The sequence below is a fragment of the Streptomyces sp. NPDC047117 genome (assembly GCF_040643545.1).
Taxonomy (GTDB): Bacteria; Actinomycetota; Actinomycetes; order Streptomycetales; family Streptomycetaceae; genus Streptomyces.
On the sequence record NZ_JBEYUN010000004.1, the window covers coordinates 50,859 to 68,958 of the forward strand.

Below are 18,100 nucleotides of genomic sequence, written 5' to 3' on the forward strand. Positions count from 1 at the left end.
TTATTGACCCGTCGGTAAGGTGCGTGTGAGCCTGCCAACTACCGGACGCGCCGCGGCGTTCGGACCCGAGGAGGCTCCCCATGTCCACGCATGACCTCTACGTCACCGGCCCGGGCGAGTCGCTGTGGCAGGTGCCCGCGACCGGCGCGGCCCGCTTCACCTGGGAGTACGACGACGGCCGCGACCGCCTCCTCGCCCTGTACAAGAAGGGCAAGGACAAGCAGTGGGACGCGGACCTGCGCATCGACTGGGACCTGGAGGTCGACCCGCACGACCCGCTCGGCACGCCCGACGAGTCCATGTCCCTGTACGGCACGAAGTACTGGGACCGGATGTCGCAGAAGGAGCGCGGGGAGCTGCGGCAGCACTACACCTCCTGGCAGTTCAGCCAGTTCCTCCACGGTGAGCAGGGGGCGATGGTCTGCGCGGCGCGGATCGTCGAGTCGGTGCCGGACCTGGACGCGAAGTTCTACTCGGCGACCCAGACCATGGACGAGGCGCGGCACGCCGAGATCTACAGCCGCTTCCTCCAGGAGAAGATCGGGATGCTCTACCCGATCAACGACAACCTCCGGTCGCTGCTGAACGACACCCTCGAGGACTCCCGCTGGGACATGCCCTACCTCGGCATGCAGGTCCTCATCGAAGGCCTGGCGCTGGCCGCCTTCGGCATGATCCGCGACACCACCGACAAGCCGCTCCCGAAGCAGATACTCGCCTACGTCATGCAGGACGAGGCCCGCCACGTCGCCTTCGGGCGGATGGCCCTGCGCGACTACTACAAGCAGCTCACCGAGGCCGAGCTGCGCGAGCGCGAGGACTTCGTCATCGAGGGCTGCTACCTGATGCGCGACCGGCTGCGCGGCCTCGAAGTGCTGGAGAACTGGGGCATACCCAAGGCGGAGGCCGAGGAGTTCACCGAGCAGTCCGAGTTCCTGCACCTCTTCCGGAAGCTGCTCTTCAGCCGCATCGTCCCGTGCGTGAAGGACATCGGCCTGTGGGGCAAGCGGCTCCAGCAGACCTACCTCGACATGGGCGTCTTCGACCTCGGCGACTCCAACCTGGACCTGCTGATGGCCCAGGACGAGGAGGTGGCCGAGAAGCTGGACGCGGAACGGTTCGCGGCCGAGGAGGCGGCCCGCACCGCCGAGGTGGCCGAGGCGATCAGCCGCGGCGGCGCCGCGTAGTGTCCGGAAGGCCCCGGCGGCCCGGCCTGCCGCGGTCGGCGTCCGGCTGGACGATGGCCGTCTTCGGCGCCTGCGCGCTGGTGATGGGCGCGGTCGGACTGGTCGCGCCCGGCGCGCTGCTCGCCTCGCTCGGCTTCGCCGACCCGGCCGTACGCGCCCCCGCCGACCACACCCGTGCCTTCCTCACCGCGTCCTCGATGACCTCGTTCAACATGGGCGCGTACTACCTGCTCGCCGCCGCGGCCGACTGGCGCGCCTTCTTCCGCTGGACCGTGCCCTTCCGCCTGCTGACCTGCGCCGTCTTCACGGGTGTCGTCATCGGTGGCGCGGTGCCGGCGGGCTTCCTGGGCGTGGGCCTGTGGGAGGGCGCGGGCGCGGCGGCGACCGGGTACGCGCTGTTCAGGGAGCGGCGGGCGACGTCGTAGTGCGTGCTTCCTCGGAGGCCGGAAACGTCGTACGGAGGCTGAAGGAGTGCGGGGTCGGGCCGTGTTCCCGCAGGTGCAGCAGGCGCTCCTCGGCCTCCGCGACGGTCGGCTCGTGGCCCTCCGTGACCCACCACAGCGCGGTCATCGCCTCGTCCACCTTCTCGAACCACTCCCGCCGCCGCGCCAGGAACTCCCGGTGCAGGCCGGTGTACATGAAGGCGGTGAGCGCGGGGACGTCCCGCCACACCGACATGTTCACGATCAGCCACTCGTCCCCGAAAATGCTGATGTCGGTGGCGTCCCCGCCCTCCGACTTCAGCCGCCACAGGAACCCGTCGGCGGCCTCGGCGAGCGCGTTCACCGGGTCCAGCCCGTCGACGAACGCCTTGAGTTCGGGGGAGTCCAGCGGAGCCTTGAGCCGGGCGATGTTGACCTGGGCGAGTACGGGTAAGGGCGCGGGCTGCGGCGTCGCCGCGGATGACGTGACCATGCCCGCACCCTAGCCAGGGGGTGCGGGCATGGTCAGCGGGCCGTCCGCATCGTGGTCAGCGGTGTCCCGAGCGGGCCAGCCAGCGGCCCTCGTGGCGGGTGACCTCGATCGGGCGGCCGAAGCACGCCGTCATCCCGTCCCCGGTCAGTACCTCTTCGACCGGGCCCTTCGCCTGGACGCGGCCCTCGCGGAGCAGTACCGCGTGGCTGATGGCCGGCGAGAGCTCCTCCAGGTGGTGGGTCACGGTGATCGTCGCCAGCTCCGGCCGGTTCAGGGCCAGTTGGTGCATGGTGTCGATCAGGTCCTCGCGGGACGGCAGGTCGAGCGCGTTGAACGGCTCGTCGAGCAGCAGCAGCGAGGGGTCGGCCATCAGGGCGCGGGCGATGAGCAGCCGGGCCCGCTGCCCGCCCGAGCACACCCCGTACGGCCGGTCCGCCAGGTCCTTGCAGTCCAGCTCGGTCAGCAGCGCGTGGGCGCGCTCCCGCACGGCGTCGTCGTACTGCTTCCACAGCGGCTGCACGGTGCCGCTGGCGCCGGTGAGGACGACCGTGTGCCCGGGAAGGTCCTGCGGCACCTTCTGCGCGCTGGAGACCAGGCCGATCGCGGCCCGCAGCTCCCGTACGTCGACCGTGCCGAGCCGGTGCCCGAGCACCTCGACCGTGCCGGTGGTGGGGAACATCAGCGCCCCGACCAGGCGGAGGACGGTGGTCTTCCCGGCGCCGTTCGCGCCGAGCAGCGCCCAGTGCTCGCCGTTGCGTACGGACCAGTCGATGTCGTCGAGGATGACCTGGCCGGTGGTGATGCGGCGGACGCTCGCCCCCGAAAGGGCGGCGATCACACGCGCCTGGGTGTCGTCCGATGCGCTCATGCGCGGCAGGTTAGCTGTATTGGGCATGTTTATGCGGGGGTGTCCGGCCGATGGACGGCCGGACCGGTGCGTCAGCCTTCGCCCAGCCCGAGCAGCCCCCGCATCCGCGCGTACTTCGCCGTCAGCCGGTCCCGGGTCGCCGGGTCCAGGACGGCCAGCCGGTCCGGATTCGCGTTGTGCGCGAGGTCGGCCTCCTTGACCAGCAGCGCACCGGGCGTGGCCAGGATCCGGGCTGCGTACTCCTCCGGCGGCTCGCCCGCCCGCTTCGTGACGGCCAGGATCATGTCCTTCGTGGCCTGCGTCAGCGCCGCCTCCGCCAGCCACTCCGCCGACAGCGCGTCGTCCTCCACCGAGTCGTGCAGCCACGCCGCCGCGATCTGCTCGGTACTCCCGCCCCGCTCCCGCACCCCCGCCGCCACCGCCGCCAGATGCTCCGCGTACGGCCGCCCGGCCTTGTCCGTCTGCCCCTCGTGCGCGCGCCGCGCCAGCGCCTCCACCTCGGACAGTGTCAGCGATCCCGTGTCAGTCATGGAGGCATTGTCCCCTGGGGTACGGCGGACCGGGGCGCGCGGCGGGCGGCGCCCGCGGGACCCGGAGTCACTGGTCGAGCGCCGCCCGCATCACCTCGCGGGCGATCGGGGCCGCGCTGCCGCCGCCGCTGATGTCGGCGCGGTGCGCCGACGCGTCCTCGACCACCACGGCCACCGCGACGGCGGGGACCTCCGCGCCGTCCGCCTGTGCCCAGGAGAGGAACCAGGCGTACGGGGTGCCGGAGTTGCCGACGCCGTGTTGCGCGGTGCCGGTCTTGCCGCCGACGGTCGCGCCGGGGATCGCCGCCTTCGTACCGGTGCCCTTGGTGACCACGTCGGTCATCAGCGCACGGAGCCGGCGTGCGGTGTCCTCGCTCATCGCGCGGTGCAGGCGGCGCGAACGGGTGTGGGTGAGGGTGTTCCCCCGCGCGTCGGTCAGCCGGTCCACCAGGAACGGGCGCCGCAGGTCACCGTCGTTGGCGACCGCGGCGGCGACCATCGCCATCTGGAGCGGGGTGGCGGCGGTGTTGTACTGGCCGATGGAGGAGAGCGCGAGCTGCGCGTCGTTCATGTCGGTGTCGAAGGTGCTCCCGGCGACCCGGGACGGGATCATCAGCCCGTCGTCGTTGAAGCCGAACTTCTCGGCCGTGTCCGCCATTCCGTCCAGCCCGACGTCCACTCCCAGGCGCGCGAAGACGGTGTTGCAGGAGACCTCGAAGGCGTGCTGGAGCGAGGCGTCCTCGCAGCCGCCCGCCTCGTTGGTGAGCCGGGTGGAGGTGCCGGGCAGGGTGTACGGGCTCGGGGTGTCCGTGTCGGCGTCCGGGTCCTCCACGATGCCGTGGTCGAGCGCGGCCGCCGCGGTGACGACCTTGAACGTCGAGCCGGGCGGATAGGTCTGGCGCAGCGCCCGGTTGAGCATCGGCCGGTCGGCGGCCGCGTTGAGCCGGGTCCAGGCGTCGGTGGTGGCGGAGCCGCTGCCGGACAGCCGGCCCGGGTCGTACGAGGGCGTGCTGACCAGCGCGAGGATCTTCCCGGTCGCCGGCTCCACGGCGGCCACGGCGCCCTTCTTGCCGCCCAGGCCCTCGTACGCGGCCCGCTGCAGCGCCGGGACGATGGTGGTGACCACGTCACCGGCCGGCTGCTGTTCGCGGGTGAGAGCGGTCCACAGCGGGACGGGCGCGAGCCGGGCGTCGGTGCCGGAGAGGATGCCGTCCTCGGCGTTCTCCAGGAGAGAGGTGCCGTAGACCTGCGAGGCGTACCCGGTGACCGGCGCGTACAGCGGGCCCTGGGTGTACGTACGGGCGTACCGCAGGGTGCCGCCGCTGTCCCGGGAGCCGGTCACGGGCCGGTCGCCGACCACGATGGCGCCCCGCGGTCGGTCGTACCGCTGGAGGTCGGCCCGGCGGTTGGCGGGGTTGTGGGCGTACTCCTCGGAGTTGAGGAGCTGCACCCGGGCGGCGTTCAGGAGCAGCAGGACCAGGAGGAGGAGACAGAACGCCGAGGTACGGCGGATGTGGCGGATCACCGGGGGCCTCCGTTCCGGCGGATGTGGCGGGTCACCGGGCGTCCCCGTTCCGGCGGCCGCGCCGACCGCCGGAACGGCCGCGGCGTCGCCTGCCGGCCCGGCCGCCACGCCCCGTCCCGGGGCGCCCCGCACTCTCCGCGGCCCCCGGATCCGGTACCGGATCAGCCGGTTCCGCCCCGTCGTCCGGACCCGCCGGACCCGCCGGGTCCGGCACCACCACCCGCGCGATCACTCCGGTGTCCGCGCGGACCGGCCGGGGCCGCCGCGCCCGGTCGCTGATGCGGACGAGCAGCGCGATCATGATCCAGTTGGTGACGACGGAGGAGCCGCCCTGGGCCAGGAACGGCATCGCCATCCCGGTGAGCGGGATCAGCCCCATCACCCCGCCCGCGATCACGAACACCTGGATGGCGAGGAGCGAGGACAGGCCGACCGCGAGCAGCCGGCCGAAGGGTTCGCGGATCGCCAGCCCCGCGCGGTAGCCGCGCGCGACCAGCAGTGTGTAGAGGAGGAAGAGCGCGGTGAGGCCGGTGTACCCGAGCTCCTCGCCCGCGGTGGCCAGGATGAAGTCCGACTTCATGGCGAAGCCGATGAGCGCGGAGTGGCCCTGGCCGAGGCCGGTGCCGAGCATGCCGCCCGCGCCGAAGGCGAACAGCGACAGGGCGAGCTGGCTCGCGCCCTCGCCCCGCTCGATGCTTGCGAAGGGGTGCAGCCAGTCCGCGACACGGCTGTGCACGTGCGGCTCGACGCTGCCCACGGCGGCCGCGCCGACCGCGGCGAGCAGCAGCCCGACGGCGATCCAGCCGGTGCGCCCGGTGGCCGCGTACAGCAGGACGACGAAGACGCCGAAGAAGAGAAGGGAGGTGCCCAGGTCCCGCTCCAGCACCAGCACGGCCACGCTGATCAGCCAGATCGCGACGATGGGGCCGAGCACCCGGCCGGTGGGCAGCTGCATCCGCCACAGCCGGCGGCCGGTGTACGCGAGCGCGTGCCGGTTCGCCGCGAGATAGGCCGCGAAGAAGACACTGAGCAGGATCTTCGCGAACTCGCCGGGCTGGATGGAGAACCCGGCGAACCGGATCCAGATCTTCGCGCCGTTGACCGCGGGGAAGAGGATCGGCACGACCATCAGGACGAGCGCGGCGGCGACGCTGAGGTAGGCGTACCGCTGGAGCACCCGGTAGTCGCGCAGCAGCGCCAGCACGCCGATGAACAGCGCCACGCCGAGCGCGGACCAGATCAGCTGGGTGGGCGCCGCCTCGTCCTTCGGAGTCTCCTGGTCGAGCCGGAAGATCAGGACCAGGCCGAGGCCGTTGAGCAGGACCGCGATCGGCAGCAGCAGCGGATCGGCGTACGGCGCCCGGAACCGTACGGCGAGATGGCCGAGGAGCGCCAGTACGGCCAGCCCCGCGCCGTAGCTCGCGGCGCCGGCCGGGACGGTGCCGTGCCGCGCGAGGCCGACTTCGACGTAACCGTAGACGCTGATCAGGACGGCGCCGGCGAGCAGCAGCAGTTCGACGCCGCGGCGCCTGGGCAGCCGGATTCCTGGGGGAGGGGCGTCCGCCGTCGGGGCCGTGGTCGCGGTCATGTCAGGCAAAGTAGCAAGCGGCGGGGCAGATGCCACCGAGGGCGATCATGATCAGGCCCCTGTGCCGCCGGTGTACGGGGTGGCGGGGGCAAGGGGGTGCAAAGGGTGGCCGACGGGGCGCACCGGGCGTAACAGACGTTCATCTTGTTATCACTTCGCTGCCAGGTCGCTTGGTCAGCACGGGTATCGGCCAGGCAGTATTGCGGGCATGACCAAAATCCGCTCGGGCGTCACCGCTTGGCTGGCCCGCAGATATCTCGCGCGGACTCAGAAAAAGGGCTTCGATCTGTCTCGAATGCCCTTCTTGCCCGAGTCCACCCTCATGCCGCTGCGTCGCCACGGCCTTGACCCGGTGGCCGACTTGTCGGAAGTACGGCAGAAGTCGCCGGTGAGCATCCTTCCCGTGCCGCTCGCCTCCAATGTGTGGCTGGTCACCGGCTATGACGAGGTGAAGGAGGTGCTGGGCAAGGCCAAGGCCTTCAGTACCGATTACACCAACCTCGTCGGCAATGCCGGCGCCGACGCCGGGAAGAACCCCGGTGGCCTGGGATTCGCCGACCCGCCGGACCACACCCGGCTGCGCCGGCTGCTCACCCCCGAATTCACCATGCGCCGGCTCAACCGGCTCACGCCCCGCATCCACGAGATCGTCGAGGACCGGCTGGCGGAAATGGAGCGCCTCGGGCGCTCGGGGGAGCCTGTCGACATCGTCCACACCTTTGCCCTGCCCATTCCCTCCCTCGTCATCTGTGAGCTGCTGGGAGTTCCTTACGAGGACCGCGCCGACTTCGAGCGGCTGAGCGCGGCCCGCTTCGACCTCTTCGGCGGCGCGAACGCCTCCTTCGGTGCCATATCGGAATCGCTCGCCTATTTCCAGGAGATCGTCAAGAAGGAGCGCAAGAACCCCGGTGACGGCCTGCTCGGCCAGATCGTCCGCGACCACGGCGACACCGTCACCGACGATGAGCTGGCCGGACTCGCCGACGGCGTGCTCACCGGCGGCTTCGAGACCACCGCGAGCATGCTCGCGCTCGGCGCCCTCGTCCTGCTGCGCGACCCCGACCACTTCGCGGCACTGAAGGACGGCGACGACGCCGCCGACCGCTATGTCGAGGAATTGCTCCGCTATCTCACCGTCGTACAGGTCGCCTTTCCCCGGTTCGCCCGGGAGGAGGTCGAAATCGGCGGCGTCCGCATGGCCGAGGGTGACGTCGTGCTGTGCTCGCTCAGCGGCGCGGACCGGGACGAAAAGCTCGGGCCGGACATGGAACACTTCGATCCGCATCGCAAGGTCCCCTCGCACCTCGCATTCGGTTACGGAATCCACCGCTGCGTCGGCGCCGAGCTGGCCCGGATGGAACTCCGCGCCGCATATCCGGCACTTGTCCGCAGATTCCCGAACATGCGGCTCGCCGTTCCGGAACGGGAACTGGCATTCCGCAAGCTGTCCATCGTCTACGGAGTGGAATCGCTGCCGGTACGCCTGCACGGCTGAGTGCGCGGGGCACCGGCCGGGGCGCCGGTGCCGGCGTGTGGGCGGCACCAAAAGGGGGATGCGCAGAGGGGGAACCACAGGGGGAACGAAAGCGTCCGATCCGACCGCAATCACGGCTTGACCTGCCGTGTGACATAGTTTTTCGGTGAGAGCGCCGGCCGATCAGGACGCAGTGCCGGGCCGACCAGGGAGTGACGGATGGCTGTCGAATGGCGACCCGTACGGCAGTCCCGTACGCACGAGCTCGTTCTCGAAAGCATCGAGGAGCGGGTGCTGGCCGGCGAGCTGAAGGCCGGCGACCGGCTGCCGCCCGAGCGTGAGCTGGCCCCGGTACTGGGTGTCAGCCGCTCCGCGCTCCGCGAGGCGCTCCGCGTCCTGGAGACCATCGGCGTCCTGGTCGCCCAGGCCGGCCGCGGTCCCGACGCGGGCGCCCGGATCGTCCGGAACCCCGACGACGCGCTCGGCCGGCTGCTCCGCCTCCACTTCGCTCTCGGCAGCTACTGCCTGGAGGACGTCCTGGAGGCCCGCGTCACCCTGGAACGCTCCAGCTTCCACGCGGCCGCCGAGCACGCCGCCGCCACGGACCTCGACGAGGCGGCGGAGCTCGTCGCGCGGATGGCGTCGCCGGAGGTGAGCGTGGCGGAGTTCAACGACCTGGACACCCGGTTCCACGTCCAGATCGCCCGCAGCTCCGGCAACGCGCTCACCTCCACCCTCACCTCCGCCGTCCGCGAGTCCGTCCGCCCGCTGATCCTGCGCGCCCTGGAGGCGGCCGAGGACTGGCCGGCACCCGCGGCCGCGCTCAACGCCGAGCACGCCGAACTGCTCCGCCTGGTGCGGGCCGGTGACGGCGCCGGCGCCGCCGACCTGGCCGAACGGCACATCCGGGGGCTCCACGGCACGCTGGTGGACGACGGCCCGGCGGACTGACCGCCGCCGGGGGCACGCGCTCGCGCGCTCCTTCCCTCCGTCTCGCCCGCTCCGCCTCACCCGGCACTCCCCGCGCTCACCCATCTCTAGTATGGTCCGACCATAAAGAGGTCGTACGACGCGGTCCCTGGCGGCGCCGACGGCTCACGGTTATCCCCCCCCCTCGGAGGTCCCATGCGCGTCGGACTCTTCGCCACCTGTCTGGGAGACACGCTCTTCCCCGACGCGGTGAAAGCCACGGCCGTCCTGCTCGCCCGCCTCGGCCACGACGTGGTCTTCCCGCCGGGCCAGACCTGCTGCGGCCAGATGCACGTCAATACCGGCTACCAGCGCGAGCCGGTCCCGCTGGTACGCGGCTTCGCCGAGCAGTTCGGCGACCCCTCGATCGAGGCGGTCGTCATGCCCTCCGGCTCCTGCGCCGGCTCCGTACGCCACCAGCACGAGATCGTCGCCGAGCGGTACGGCGACGCGGCCCTGCGCGCGGGCGTCGCGGCGGTGAAGACCAAGACGTACGAGCTGTCGGAGTTCCTGGTCGACGTGGCGGGCACGACCGACGTCGGCGCGTACTTCCCGCACCGGGTGACGTACCACCCCACCTGCCACTCGCTCCGCATGCTGCGGGTCGGCGAGAAGCCGCTGCGGCTGCTGCGCGCCGTCGAGGCCATCGACCTCGTCGAGCTGCCGGAGGCCGATGCCTGCTGCGGCTTCGGCGGCACCTTCGCGGTCAAGAACGCCGAGACCTCCGCCGCGATGCTCGCCGACAAGATGCGCCACGTCACCGGCACCGGAGCCGAGGTCTGCACGGCCGGCGACTCGTCCTGCCTGATGCACATCGGCGGCGGCCTCTCCCGCATCGAGGCCGGTACCCGCACCCTCCACCTGGCGCAGATCCTCGCGTCCACCCGTACCCGGCCGTACGCCCTGCCGGATCCCGGCACCCGCGAGGCGTCCGGCACCCCGCTGGAGGCCGCCCGATGAGCACCACCGCCTACCTGGGCATGCCCACCGTCCCGCCCCGTTCGCCGTACGGCACCGGCAACCTCCGCGGTGACCGGAAGTTCCCCCGGGCCGCCCACGACGAGCTCCGCAACGACCAGCTGCGCCGCAACCTCGGCAGGGCCACCCACACCATTCGCGCCAAGCGGCTGGCCGTCACCGGCGAACTCCCCGACTGGGAGGCGCTGCGCGACGCCGGGGCCGCGATCAAGACCGACACCATGAACCGCCTCCCCGAGCTGCTGGAACAGCTGGAGGCGAAGGTCACGGAGCACGGCGGCACCGTCCACTGGGCGCGCGACGGCGTCGAGGCCAACGCGATCGTCACCCGCCTCGTCCAGCAGACCGGATCCGACGAGGTCATCAAGGTCAAGTCCATGGCCACCCAGGAGATCGGCCTCAACGAACACCTCGCGGACCAGGGCATCACGGCGTACGAGACCGACCTCGCCGAGCTGATCGTCCAGCTCGCCGACGACAAGCCGTCCCACATCCTCGTCCCCGCGATCCACCGCAACCGCGACGAGATCCGCGAGATTTTCAAGGCCGGCATCCCCGGCGTGGACCCCGAACTGGACTCCGTACCGGCGCACCTGGCGGCCGCCGCCCGCGCCTACCTGCGCGAGAAGTTCCTCACCACGCCCGTCGCCGTCTCCGGCGCCAACTTCGGCATCGCCGAGACCGGCACCCTCTCGGTGGTCGAGTCCGAGGGCAACGGCCGCATGTGCCTCACCCTCCCCGACACGCTCATCACCGTCATGGGCATCGAAAAGGTCCTCCCGCGCTACGCCGACCTGGAGGTCTTCCTCCAGCTGCTGCCGCGCTCCTCCACCGGCGAGCGGATGAACCCGTACACGTCGATGTGGACGGGCGTGACACCGGGGGACGGCCCGCAGAACTTCCACCTGGTCCTCCTCGACAACGGACGCACCGCGGCCCTCGCCGACAAGGTCGGCCGCCAGGCCCTGAACTGCATCCGCTGCTCGGCGTGCCTCAACGTCTGCCCGGTGTACGAGCGGGCCGGCGGCCACGCGTACGGCTCGACCTACCCCGGCCCGATCGGCGCCGTCCTCACCCCGCAGCTCGCCGGCATGGACGCCGCCAAGAACGACCCCAACAGCTCCCTCCCGTACGCCTCCACGCTCTGCGGCGCCTGCTACGACGCCTGCCCGGTCAAGATCGACATCCCGTCCCTCCTCGTCGAACTCCGCCACCAGCACACCGAGGCGGCGGGTACGACGGCCGAGAAGCTGGCCATGAAGGCCGCGGCCGCCGTGATGGGCAGGCCGGGGGTGTACCGGTCGGCGCAGAAGGCTTCGGGCCTGGGCCGCGCCCTGGCGGGACGCGACGGCCGCATCACCCACCTCCCGCCCCCCTTCAACGGCTGGAGCGCCACCCGTGACACCCCGGCCCCGCCGAAGGAGACCTTCCGCTCATGGCTGACGTCGGACGCGGGCGTGGAAGCGATGCGCACCGCGGCGGAGGAAGGGGCGGAAGCGAGGCGAACCGCTGCCGAGGAAAAGGCGGAACTGATGCGGACCGCCGCGGAGGAAGGGGCGCGGGCCCGTACCGAAGGCAACGGCCCCGACGAGGAGGAACAGTGACCGCCACCACGCCCACGCCCACCGGCGCCCCCGGGCCCGCCGGCGCCCGCGACACGGTGCTCGGCCGCATACGGGACGCGCTGGCCCTCGCCCCCGCCCCCGAGGTGTCGATCCCGCGCGACTACCGCACCGGCCGCACCCTCCCCGCCGACGCGCTCCTGGCACTGCTCACCGACCGCCTGGTCGACTACAAGGCCGAGGTGCGCAGCTGCCCGGCCGCGGACACCGCCGAGGTGATCGCCGCCGTACTGCGCGACCACGGGGCCCGGAGCATCGGCGTACCGCCCGGCCTCGCCCCGTCCTGGCTCACGGCGTACGACGGCGAGGTACGGCACGACTCCGCCGCCACCCCCGCGCCCGAACTGGACGCGCTGGACGGGGTGGTGACCGCCTCCGCCGTCACCTGCGCGGAGACCGGCACCATCTTCCTCGACGCCTCGCCCGACCAGGGCCGCCGCGCCCTCACCCTCGTCCCCGACCTCCACGTCTGCGTCGTCGACGCCTCGTCGGTCGAGGCCGGCGTCCCCGAGACCGTGGCCCGCCTCCACCCGACCCGCCCCACCACCCTCATCAGCGGCCCCTCCGCCACCTCCGACATCGAACTGGAACGAGTGGAGGGCGTACACGGCCCCCGGACACTGGTGGTGGTGATCCGCACGGACGCGTGAGGCCTGCCCCATGGCCGCACCCCCGCACCTCCACTCCGCCGGATAAGATCGCCGCTCGCGACAACCGGGGGGCTGGAGTGACGGGGGAGTGGTGGCGGGGGCGCCGTGCCAAGATGGCGGCGGCCGCGCTGGTGGTGCTGGTGGGGGCGGCCGGGCTCGGCACGTGGGCGACGGGTGGTTGGCCGTTCGCGGAGGACCGGGCCCGGTACTGCTGGGGTGCCTGGGAAGCGGGGAGCGGGCCCGAGTTCCTGGCCGACGCGGCGCTCGACGACGGGGGGACGCGGAAGGCCCAGGAGACCGCGCCCACCCGCCAACGGCCGCACGGCAGCTGCACGGTGGCGCTCCGCTCCGAGGAGACCTACGGAACGGAGAAGACCGAGATCACGGTCCGGTACGGGCCGGCCCCGGAGGCCGCAGCCGATCGCATGAAGTGGCTCGTGGGGCACCTCGGCGACCGTGCCGTGCCGCTGCCCGACGGGCTCCCCGGCGCCGTCGACGGCGACCAGGCACTGCTCGTCCTGCCGAAGCGGTGCGACACCCGTGACGGCCGGCCGACCGTGGTCACCCTGGACTCCGACGCCAAGCTGACCTCGGCCAACGGTTCCATGGGTACCAGCCCCGGGCTCGGCGGTGCCCGCTCGGTCGCCGCACTGACCGTCGCGGCGGCCAACCGCGGTATGACGGCGGCCGGTTGCGCGCCCGACCGTCCGCTGCGCGTCACCTCGCCGGTGCTGACCCTGGCCGAGGACACGGAGCGCACCTTCACGACACGCGCGTGCCGCATCCGGGGCATGGAGTTCGACGAGGACGCGGCGGACCGCATGGAGTACCAGGTCGGGGCGGTCACCCCAGAGCTCCAGTCCTGCTCCGTACGGACCTCCGGGCTCGACGGCAAGCCCGTCCTGGACGCCCTGATGGTGGCCGGGCCGCGGCTCGGCGCGCTCTTCGACGGCCCGGTCGGCGACGCGCCTCCGGCACGCGGCCGGCGCGGTACGGGCAGCCTCGGCGCCCACCAGCAGGTGCTGCGGGCGGACTGCGCGGGCCGGTCCACGAACTTCCTGCTGCGCACCCCGGACATGTCCGACCTCGGCAAAGCGAAGACCACCCGCTACTTCGAGGCCTTCGCCAACTCCGTGACGCAGCGCCTGGGATGCGCACCGGTCGCACCGGTCGCACCGACCACCGACACCGAGAACGGGGGGACCGGCCGATGACCGGGACGGGCGAGACGCACGCCGATTCCCGCGAGGGAGAGTCCGGTACGCCGGAGGCGACCTCCGCCGCCCGCGTGGGCGTGCTCGGCACCGGCCCCTTCGTACCGCGTACGCGCTGGTGGCACTGGCGCCGGCTGACGCGCGGCCGGCTGCGGCCCGCGCTGGCCGCCGCGGTCGCCGGGGCGCTGCTCGGCGGCACGGCCGTGGCCTGGCAGGCGGAAGCGGGCCCGTTCGCGGGCGGCGGGCGCTCCTGCTGGGGCGCGCTGGGCAGCAGTGACGTCGCAGGGCTCCTCGACGGGAGTACGGACACCGAGACGGACATCGAGAGCGTCGACACGCCGATCGACGGGTCCCCGATCAGTGGTGACGGCCCCTCCGGTCAGTGCGTTCTGCAGGCCGTCGACGGCGACCGGGTCACCGTGCAGATCCACCGGCTCGACAACCGGTTCGGCGGCTCCGGCGACCAGTGGGCCGACGAGTTCCTGTCGGCCCGGCTGAGCCCGCTGGGCGGCGGCCTGCTGGGGATGGCCTCGGACACCCGTGCCTGGCTGGCCGTACCGGACGGCTGTGTCGGCCGGTCGGGCACCGGCAACGGTCCGGTGGTGGTCGACGTGACGACCGGCCCGACCCTGTACGACGACGCCGTCGAGACCGATGACCGTGCCCGGCTCGCCCGTACGGTGGTCAAGCTGGTCAACCACTACACGGCCGACAGGGGTTGCGAGGGCACGCTCGCCGACCCGGTGTCCCGGCTCCCGCGGCCGGGCGAGCCCCTGGCCGAGAAGTTCCACGCCGTCTGCGGCATCGAGGGACTCCGGGCGCCCGACAAGGGGTGGTTCTCCGCGTACCGGCCCAGGGTGACGCGGGGGACGGGCCCCGTCCGCACCTGCGACCGCAACATCTCCCTCCACCACCCCGACCTGCGGCTGATGACCATCGAGGACCCGCGCCTCGCCGTCATCTACGGCGGGCAGGCGTACGACGGCGGCCAACGGATCAAGGCGGCCGAGTCGGACGGCCACGGCATCCTCCGGCCCGACCTCGCCCTGTTCCAGGCGTCCTGCCCGACCGGCGACGTCACCTTCCTCATGCGCGCCGACGACGCCGACCGCGCCCCCCTCATCCGCGCCCTCTTCCCCCAGTACGCGGCAGAGGAAGCCGACCGCCTCGGCTGCGGCCCGCTGCGGATCTCCTTGCCGCCGGGGGAGTGAGGCCGGGGGCGACGGAGGGAGCGCGTACGCATCCCGCGCGCCCTCACCCCCCCTCACCCCCCTCACCCCCCGACCGACGCCCCCGCCACCCCCGCGCGCGAGGTCACGCCCAGCTTGCGCAGTACCTTCGCCACGTGCTGCTCCACCGTGCGGGGCGAGAGGAACAGCACGTCGGCGATCTCCCGGTTGGTGTGCCCCAGTGCCACCAGCCGGGCCACCTCGCGCTCCCGGGGCGACAGTTCGTCCCCGTAACCGCGTCGGCCGCGCCGCGACGGCGTCACCACCCCGTTGCCCCGCAGCACCCGGCGGCAGCGTGCCGCGTCCCGCGTGGCGCCCAGCCCCGCGAAGACATCGGCGAGTTCGGCGACCGCACCCGCCGCGTCCCGGTCCCCGGCCGCCAGCCGGCAGCGCGCCGCCGCCTCGGCGGCCCGGGCCTCGGAGTACGGCCGCGGCAGCGCGGCGTACCCGTCCCGCGCCCGGCCGAACGCGGCCACCGCCTCCCCGTACCGTTCACGCGCGCACGCCACCACGCCCCGGCACACCTCCGCCGCGGCCGCCGCCAGCGGCGCGTCGATCCCGGCCGCCGCCCCGGCGAACTCCTCGCCCAGCGCCGCCGCCTCGCGGCAGCGCCCGCTCCGTACGAGGGCGGTCACCGCCATGGGGACGAGGTCGCCGCCCCACGCCCAGATGCCCTTGCGGCGTACCCGGGCGACCGCCCGCTCCGCCTCCGCGCAGGCCGCCGCCGGCTCGCCGCGCGCGAGGAGCACCCGGACCATCGCGCCGGACGCGGCGGCCAGGATCGGCGCCGGCGCGTTGGCCGGGTCGTCCAGCGCCGCGGCGCCCAGTTCCGCCGCGGCCTCCTCCCACTCGCCGCGGGCGACGGCGAGCCAGCCCAGTACGAGATGCGCGTCGGCGGAGATGCCGGAGACCCCCTGCACCATGTCGAGCACCTGCCGCGCCCGGCCGTCCAGCCCCTGCCACCGGCCGCCGTGCCACTCCAGCCGCAGCGCGGTGCCGTCGATGATGCCCTGCAGGAACGGTGCGCCGCACTCGGCCGCGAGCCGCGTCCCGGTACGGCGGAAGTGCTCGGCGCGGTCGTGGTGGCCCAGCCAGGCGGCCGCCTCCGCGACGTTGCCGCACAGCCGGGCGGCCTGGAGCCGTTCGGCCGTCGTCCGGCCCGCGCGCACCATCTCCTCGACGTCCGCCCAGACGCCCGGTTCGCCCTTGCTCGCCCGCAGCGCGAGGTGGTTGCCGCGTACGGCCATCCGCAGGGCGGGATCCGCCTGCCCGGCGACCGCCTGCCCCGCGACCAGTTCCTCGGCCTGTTCCGCCCACCGCTGGTGCACGGCGTACGGATGCTCGCCCCAGCTGGGCATCGCCAGGGCCGCCATGCCCCGGGCCGCCAGTGCCGGCCGCTCCCGCAGCTCGGCCACGGCCGTCTCGGTGTCGGCCCGCCCCTGCTCGTAGTCGCCGGCCTGGTTGTGCTGCAGCAGTCCGAGGTTGAGGCGGATCTCGCCGCGTACGGCGACGGGCAGGCCGCGGTCGCGTACGACGCGCTCGAGCAGTCGGGCCGCCCTGCGGAACGACAGCCCGATGACGGCGACCCGGCTCAGCTCCGTCGCCAGCCGGCCGCGCTCGGCGGCCCCCAGCCGCTGGTCGGACAGCAGGCCCTCCAGGATCTCCACGACGACCGCGGTGTCGCCCATCTCCCGCGCCGCCTCGGCCGCCGCCTCCCCGTACCGCAGCCAGGCGGCCAGGTCACCGGCCTGCCGCGCGTGGTACGCCAGCTGCACCAACGGCGGCGGCTCGGCCCCGGCGAGCGCGGCCACGGCCCTCTCGTGCAGCCGCCGCCGGTCCACCCCCGCCAGCCCGCCGTACACCGCCTGCTGCGCGAGCGTGTGCCGGAACCCGTACCGGTCGTCCCCACAGTCGTAGAGCACCCCGGCCCGCAACGCCTCCCGAATCCCGTCCCCGACCTCGCCGGCCCGCAGCCCCTCCGGCCGGCCGTCGCCGATCTCGCCGACGCGCGACGCTTCCCATCTACCGTCGCTGATCTCGACGGCGGGCAGCGCCTCCCGCCTGCTGCCGCCGATCTCGCCGGCCCGCGACGCTTCCCGCCTACCGTCACCGACCTCGTCGGCCGCCCGCGACGCTTCCCACCTCCCGTCACCGGCCTCGCCGGCGCCTGCTGCCGCCGAGAACTCCCCGGTCGTCCGGGTGGCCGTCGCCGCGATCAGCTCCTCACTGGCCGGCACGCGCAGCACGGCAACGGCGTGCACCACGGCGGCAGCGGCCCCGGACAGCCCGCCCATCCGCTCCGCCATGGCGTCCCGCAGCAGCGCGGGAACCTCCAGCGCGTCCAGCGTCTCGCGCGCCGTGCCGCTGCCGAGCCGCGCCGCCGCACCCTCGTACCCGTTCCCGTCCAGCGCGCGTACGACCTCTTCCAGCACGAGCGGGATACCGGCCGTCCGCTCGTGCAGCCCGGCGGCGAACGCGGCCGACACCTCCGTGCCCCCGCCGATCGCGGCGGCCAGACTCCGTACGCCGGCCACGTCCAGCGGCCGCAACGGCACCGTCACGGCCGTCGTACCGGGCGGCCGGCGATACGCCCGCCCCAACGGCAGCGCTCCCCCCGGCAGATCCTCCCGCCGGTAACTCAGCACAGCGGACATCCCGTTCGGCAAATCGTCCACCAGGAACCGCACCAAATCCCGCGTCCCGTCATCCGCCCAGTGCAGGTCCTCCACGACCACGACCACCGGCCCGAGCGCCGCCAGCAGCTCCCGCACCGCCCGGAACAGCCGGTGCCGCCCCGCCCGGTGATCCGGCAAGGGGTCCGGCGCGGGCGGCAGCGAGGCCGCCAGCTCCGGCAGATACGGCCGCAGCGCCCCGCACACCGCACTCAGCCGCGCGGCGACGGCGTCCATCCGCCCGTCCAACTGCCGCAACAGATCAAAGGCAGGCCCGTACGGAAACGGCTCACGCAAGGGATGACACGTACCGAGCAGAACCTGTCGCCCCCGCACCGACGGCTGCGCCAGCGCCTCCCGAATCAACCGGGTCTTCCCGATCCCGGCTTCGCCCTCCACGAGCACGACGGACGGCGCCTGACCGAGCGCGTCCACCAGGGCACGCAGCTCCCCGCTGCGGCCGACGAGTACCGGCGCCCCTGACCGACGGAAGGCGGAACGCAGCATCAGCAACTCCGACCCGAACACGAGACCGTGACCCCGCCGCGACCACCCGTTTCGGCTACCCCCGGTCACCGCGGTTGACGGCGAAACTACTTCCCCGCCCTCACCCTGACAAGACGCGCAGCCCGACGCGGCCGGGGGCCGATTACGCCCCCAAGCGACCGGTTACGCATCC

At 73.1% G+C, this 18,100-nt stretch carries 15 protein-coding genes; 9 read left to right on the forward strand and 6 right to left on the reverse strand.

Annotated elements, in window-relative coordinates; genetic code table 11:
- The first annotated feature begins 80 nt into the window (after positions 1-80).
- A complete protein-coding gene (locus ABZ840_RS08820; RefSeq protein ID WP_361555557.1) occupies positions 81-1,187 on the forward strand; it encodes a ferritin-like domain-containing protein in 1,107 nt (368 codons plus the stop codon).
- A 53-nt stretch (positions 1,188-1,240) separates the two neighbouring features.
- Complete coding sequence (locus ABZ840_RS08825) at positions 1,241-1,612, forward strand: hypothetical protein (protein ID WP_361556542.1); 372 nt, start codon at positions 1,241-1,243, stop codon at positions 1,610-1,612.
- Here the strand turns inward: ABZ840_RS08825 and ABZ840_RS08830 are convergent.
- The 5 genes from ABZ840_RS08830 to ABZ840_RS08850 form a co-directional block, all read right to left on the reverse strand.
- Positions 1,587-2,102: a DUF3291 domain-containing protein gene (locus ABZ840_RS08830; protein WP_361555560.1), complete on the reverse strand. Its 516-nt coding sequence runs from the start codon at positions 2,100-2,102 to the stop codon at positions 1,587-1,589. The genes ABZ840_RS08825 and ABZ840_RS08830 overlap by 26 nt on opposite strands.
- 55 nt (positions 2,103-2,157) lie before the next feature.
- Entirely contained in the window at positions 2,158-2,970 is an 813-nt protein-coding gene (locus tag ABZ840_RS08835; RefSeq protein WP_361555563.1) for an ATP-binding cassette domain-containing protein, read from the reverse strand.
- Positions 2,971-3,041: 71 nt separating this feature from the next.
- Positions 3,042-3,500: an HD domain-containing protein gene (locus tag ABZ840_RS08840; RefSeq protein WP_361555566.1), complete on the reverse strand. Its 459-nt coding sequence runs from the start codon at positions 3,498-3,500 to the stop codon at positions 3,042-3,044.
- 67 nt (positions 3,501-3,567) lie between these two features.
- Positions 3,568-5,025: a penicillin-binding transpeptidase domain-containing protein gene (locus ABZ840_RS08845; protein WP_361555569.1), complete on the reverse strand. Its 1,458-nt coding sequence runs from the start codon at positions 5,023-5,025 to the stop codon at positions 3,568-3,570.
- 31 nt (positions 5,026-5,056) lie between these two features.
- Positions 5,057-6,613 (reverse strand): FtsW/RodA/SpoVE family cell cycle protein, encoded by a 1,557-nt coding sequence (locus tag ABZ840_RS08850; RefSeq protein WP_361555572.1) that lies wholly within the window; start codon positions 6,611-6,613, stop codon positions 5,057-5,059.
- A 208-nt stretch (positions 6,614-6,821) separates the two neighbouring features.
- Between ABZ840_RS08850 and ABZ840_RS08855 the strand changes: the two genes are divergently transcribed.
- The 7 genes from ABZ840_RS08855 to ABZ840_RS08885 all read left to right on the forward strand — a co-directional run bounded on the left by ABZ840_RS08855 (position 6,822) and on the right by ABZ840_RS08885 (position 14,731).
- Positions 6,822-8,108 carry a cytochrome P450 gene (locus ABZ840_RS08855; protein ID WP_361555575.1) on the forward strand — a complete coding sequence of 429 codons (1,287 nt, stop codon included), beginning with the start codon at positions 6,822-6,824 and terminating at the stop codon, positions 8,106-8,108.
- Between the two features lie 198 nt (positions 8,109-8,306).
- Positions 8,307-9,038, forward strand: a complete 732-nt coding sequence (locus ABZ840_RS08860; RefSeq protein ID WP_361555578.1) for an FCD domain-containing protein — start codon at positions 8,307-8,309, stop codon at positions 9,036-9,038.
- Positions 9,039-9,212: 174 nt separating this feature from the next.
- Positions 9,213-10,016: a (Fe-S)-binding protein gene (locus ABZ840_RS08865; protein WP_361555581.1), complete on the forward strand. Its 804-nt coding sequence runs from the start codon at positions 9,213-9,215 to the stop codon at positions 10,014-10,016.
- A complete protein-coding gene (locus ABZ840_RS08870) occupies positions 10,013-11,638 on the forward strand; it encodes a lactate utilization protein B (protein ID WP_361555584.1) in 1,626 nt (541 codons plus the stop codon). The genes ABZ840_RS08865 and ABZ840_RS08870 overlap by 4 nt, the downstream gene beginning before the upstream one ends.
- Entirely contained in the window at positions 11,635-12,306 is a 672-nt protein-coding gene (locus tag ABZ840_RS08875; protein ID WP_361555587.1) for an LUD domain-containing protein, read from the forward strand. The genes ABZ840_RS08870 and ABZ840_RS08875 overlap by 4 nt, the downstream gene beginning before the upstream one ends.
- A 77-nt stretch (positions 12,307-12,383) precedes the next feature.
- Positions 12,384-13,520: a hypothetical protein gene (locus ABZ840_RS08880; protein WP_361555590.1), complete on the forward strand. Its 1,137-nt coding sequence runs from the start codon at positions 12,384-12,386 to the stop codon at positions 13,518-13,520.
- Positions 13,517-14,731 (forward strand): hypothetical protein, encoded by a 1,215-nt coding sequence (locus ABZ840_RS08885; protein ID WP_361555593.1) that lies wholly within the window; start codon positions 13,517-13,519, stop codon positions 14,729-14,731. Before ABZ840_RS08880 ends, ABZ840_RS08885 begins: the two co-directional genes overlap by 4 nt.
- A 62-nt stretch (positions 14,732-14,793) precedes the next feature.
- Here the strand turns inward: ABZ840_RS08885 and ABZ840_RS08890 are convergent, their stop codons facing one another.
- Positions 14,794-17,928 carry an AAA family ATPase gene (locus ABZ840_RS08890; protein ID WP_361555595.1) on the reverse strand — a complete coding sequence of 1,045 codons (3,135 nt, stop codon included), beginning with the start codon at positions 17,926-17,928 and terminating at the stop codon, positions 14,794-14,796.
- Positions 17,929-18,100 lie beyond the last annotated feature (172 nt).

What these genes read in the sequence shown, in the direction of transcription:
- ABZ840_RS08820 (WP_361555557.1), top strand. Translation starts at nt 81, where the DNA reads ATGTCCACGCATGACCTCTACGTCACCGGCCCGGGCGAGTCGCTGTGG.
- ABZ840_RS08825 (WP_361556542.1), top strand. Translation starts at nt 1,241, where the DNA reads ATGGCCGTCTTCGGCGCCTGCGCGCTGGTGATGGGCGCGGTCGGACTG.
- ABZ840_RS08830 (WP_361555560.1), bottom strand. Translation starts at nt 2,102, where the DNA reads ATGGTCACGTCATCCGCGGCGACGCCGCAGCCCGCGCCCTTACCCGTA.
- ABZ840_RS08835 (WP_361555563.1), bottom strand. Translation starts at nt 2,970, where the DNA reads ATGAGCGCATCGGACGACACCCAGGCGCGTGTGATCGCCGCCCTTTCG.
- ABZ840_RS08840 (WP_361555566.1), bottom strand. Translation starts at nt 3,500, where the DNA reads ATGACTGACACGGGATCGCTGACACTGTCCGAGGTGGAGGCGCTGGCG.
- ABZ840_RS08850 (WP_361555572.1), bottom strand. Translation starts at nt 6,613, where the DNA reads ATGACCGCGACCACGGCCCCGACGGCGGACGCCCCTCCCCCAGGAATC.
- ABZ840_RS08855 (WP_361555575.1), top strand. Translation starts at nt 6,822, where the DNA reads ATGACCAAAATCCGCTCGGGCGTCACCGCTTGGCTGGCCCGCAGATAT.
- ABZ840_RS08860 (WP_361555578.1), top strand. Translation starts at nt 8,307, where the DNA reads ATGGCTGTCGAATGGCGACCCGTACGGCAGTCCCGTACGCACGAGCTC.
- ABZ840_RS08865 (WP_361555581.1), top strand. Translation starts at nt 9,213, where the DNA reads ATGCGCGTCGGACTCTTCGCCACCTGTCTGGGAGACACGCTCTTCCCC.
- ABZ840_RS08870 (WP_361555584.1), top strand. Translation starts at nt 10,013, where the DNA reads ATGAGCACCACCGCCTACCTGGGCATGCCCACCGTCCCGCCCCGTTCG.
- ABZ840_RS08885 (WP_361555593.1), top strand. Translation starts at nt 13,517, where the DNA reads ATGACCGGGACGGGCGAGACGCACGCCGATTCCCGCGAGGGAGAGTCC.
- ABZ840_RS08890 (WP_361555595.1), bottom strand. Translation starts at nt 17,928, where the DNA reads ATGCTGCGTTCCGCCTTCCGTCGGTCAGGGGCGCCGGTACTCGTCGGC.